This is a genomic window from Mesorhizobium sp. M5C.F.Ca.IN.020.32.2.1, from assembly GCF_004023105.1.
GTDB lineage: Bacteria > Pseudomonadota > Alphaproteobacteria > Rhizobiales > Rhizobiaceae > Mesorhizobium > Mesorhizobium wenxiniae.
The window spans coordinates 1-3,219 of sequence record NZ_RZSX01000739.1; the positions used below are offsets into that span (position 1 = coordinate 1).

2 protein-coding genes and 1 pseudogene are annotated in these 3,219 nt (G+C 64.2%); 2 read left to right on the forward strand and 1 reads right to left on the reverse strand.

Annotated elements, in window-relative coordinates:
• Positions 1-1,319 (forward strand): FGGY-family carbohydrate kinase (locus tag EOA86_RS27990; protein ID WP_164892040.1); only part of this gene is annotated, 1,319 nt, incomplete at its 5' end.
• Positions 1,316-2,938, forward strand: a complete 1,623-nt coding sequence (locus tag EOA86_RS27995) for a GMC family oxidoreductase N-terminal domain-containing protein (protein ID WP_128344635.1) — start codon at positions 1,316-1,318, stop codon at positions 2,936-2,938. The genes EOA86_RS27990 and EOA86_RS27995, both read left to right, overlap by 4 nt.
• A 94-nt stretch (positions 2,939-3,032) precedes the next feature.
• Here the strand turns inward: EOA86_RS27995 and EOA86_RS38915 are convergent.
• A pseudogene (locus tag EOA86_RS38915) lies at positions 3,033-3,219 on the reverse strand (SAM-dependent methyltransferase); the annotation flags it as partial.

Below are 3,219 nucleotides of genomic sequence, written 5' to 3' on the forward strand. Positions count from 1 at the left end.
CGGGCATCGATGCCCGCGACATCGCGGTGATCGGCTGCGCCGGCCACGGCAACGGGCTCTACGCGCTGGACCGCGCCGGCGACCCGCTGCTCGGCATCCAGTCGCTCGACACACGCGGCATCGGCATCGTGAGCGAATGGGCGGCCGCAGGCGTTGGCGACCAGACCTATGTCTACTGCCTGCAACGGCCCTGGGCGGCGCAGACGCCGACTCTGCTGGCGTGGCTCAGGCGCCATGACCCGGCGCTTTTTGCCCGAATAGGCACCGTCTTCCTGTGCAAGGATTTTGTCGTCAACCGCCTCACCGGAGCGCGCTCGACCGAGACCTCGGATATGTCGGGCTGCGGGCTTTTGCAGATGCCCGGCCGACGCTACGAGCGTGAGTTGCTGGCCGCCTACGGGCTCGACGATTGCATGGAACTGCTGCCGAACGTGCTGGAGGCCTCCGACATCGCCGGTCAAATCACCCGCGATGTCGCCGCAGCCACCGGCCTTCGGGCGGGCACGCCTGTGGTGGCGGGTCTGTTCGACGTCGTCGCCAGCGCCATTGGTTCGGGCGTCACCAGCACCGGCGCCGCCTCCATCATTGCCGGCACCTGGAGCATCAACCAGGTTATCACCGAAGAGCCGATCCGCGATCCGTCGATCTTCATGCTGTCGACGTTCGATCCGGTGCGTTATCTCGCCATCGAATCGAGCGCCACTTCGGCCGCAAATCTCGAATGGATCGTCCGTGAGTTCTTCGAGCATGCGCCGCCGGCTGGCGCATCGCCATTCGAGATCTGCAGCGAGCTCGTTGCTTCCGTCGGTCCCGCGGGAGACATGCCGATCTACCACCCATTCCTTTACGGCTCGCAGCAGAATGGCAAGGCGCGTGCAGGTTTCTACGGCATCGCCGGCTGGCATACGCGGGCGCATATGCTGCGCGCACTGTTCGAGGGGGTCGTCTTCGAACACCGGCGCCATGTCGAGACGCTGCGCCGAGCGGGAGCGACCGTCAGCCAGGCGGTTCTTTCGGGCGGCGGCTCGCGCAGCGCCATCTGGCCGCAGATATTCGCCGATGTGCTGGACGTCCCGGTGACGGTAGCGCGCAGCCGCGAGACTGGTGCGCTGGGAGCTGCAATTGCAGCCGGGACAGGCGTCGGCCTGTTTGCCGACTTCTCTTCAGGCGCGGCCGCGATGACCGCGCCCGACCGCTGCTACCAGCCCAATAGCGAGATCGCACCGGTCTATGAGCAGCGCTATCGCCTGTATGGCGAAATCAACCAGGCCATGGGTCCGCTATGGGACAGGATGGCAAGCGAACGGATGTCCGATTGACACAGACCGCTGCCGATTTTGGACAATACGACTTCATCATCGTTGGCGCAGGTTCAGCCGGCTGCGTGCTGGCCAACAGACTGTCGGCCAATCCAGCCATGCGCGTGCTGCTTCTGGAGGCCGGCGGCAGCGACCGCTATCACTGGGTCGACATTCCCATCGGCTATCTCTACTGCATGGGCAACCCGCGCACGGATTGGCTGATGAAGACCGAGCCGGAAGCCGGCCTGAACGGTCGTGCGCTCAACTATCCGCGCGGCAAGCTTCTGGGCGGCTGCTCGTCGATCAACGGCATGATCTACATGCGCGGCCAGGCGGCCGACTATGACGGCTGGCGGCAAGCCGGAAATCTTGGCTGGGGCTGGGATGACGTGCTTCCGTATTTCCGCAAGTCCGAGGACCATTTTGGCGGCGCCAACGACCTTCATGGCGCCGGTGGCGAATGGCGCGTCGAGCGCCAGCGCCTGTCCTGGCCAATCCTGGATGCCTTCCGCGATGCAGCCGAGGAACTCGGCATCCCCCGGACGGAGGATTTCAATGGCGGGACCAACGAGGGGTCAGGCTATTTCGAGGTCAACCAGCGGAAGGGCGTGCGCTGGAATACCTCGAAAGCGTTCCTGCGCAGCGTGCTGCGGCGGCCGAATTTGCGCGTCGTGACCGGCGCCGAGACCGAGAAGCTAAATTTCGATGGAGCTTGCGTCACTGGTGTTATTTTCCGAATGGGCGGTCAACTGCATCGTGCGCGGGCAGGCGAGACGATACTTGCCGCTGGCGCGATCAATTCCCCGAAGCTGCTCGAGCTTTCCGGCGTCGGCCGACCTGTCGTGCTTGGCGCAGCAGGAATCCTGGTTCGCCACGCGCTGGAAGGCGTCGGCGAGAACCTGCAGGATCATCTGCAGATCCGCACAGTCTTCAAGGTCGCCAATGCCTCGACGCTGAACCAGCGCTACCACAATCTGTTCAGCCGCGCGGCCATGGGCGTCGAATACGCTATTCGTCGCACCGGACCGCTGTCGATGGCGCCCAGCCAGCTTGGCATCTTCGCCAGAAGCCACCCACGCCTGGAAACGCCCGATCTCGAATACCATGTCCAGCCGTTGAGCACTGACCGGCTGGGCGAGCCGCTGCATCGCTTCCCCGCGGTCACGGTTTCGGTCTGCAACCTCAGACCGGAAAGCCGCGGCACCGTCCACATAGAGGCACCCGATCCGCCGAGTGCCCCGAAGATCCGGCCGAACTATTTGTCTACCGAGGGAGACAGGACCGTCGCCGTAGCCTCGCTTCGCCATGTCCGCCGCTTGATGAAGGCGCGCGCCGTTGCCCGTTTCGCGCCTGAGGAAATGCTGCCCGGTGCACAATATGAAAGCGACGAAGATCTCGTCCGCAAGGCCGGCGATATCGGCACTACGATTTTCCACCCGGTCGGGACCTGCAAGATGGGCACAGGCTCGATGGCGGTGGTCGACGGCCGGCTGCGGGTGCACGGCATTTCTGGCCTGCGCGTCGTCGACGCTTCGATTATGCCGACGATCGTTTCCGGCAACACCAACTCTCCAGTGGTGATGATCGCGGAGAAGGCATCGGAAATGATCTTGCAGGACGCCAGTCAGAAGAAATAATACTCGGTGGCGCATCTGAGCTGACCGCAGATCGGCAGCTATTCGCAGTCGTGCCGCCGCCCGCGCCATCCCGACGCCGGCAGCGCCGAGGAGTCTACTGCGGCTTTGTCGCGCAGATCGCGAAGCGATGTTGAGTGACGCGTTCGAGCGCCTTGGGCCAACTCATCTGTCGAGACTGAGCGCGATGGATCGCGCCCAGTTTCCAGTCGACGACAGGCTGCTCCAACCCGGCTTCGGCCAGCAAGCGCGCTATCTCTTCCGCCCGTGCGCCGCCCGAGAAA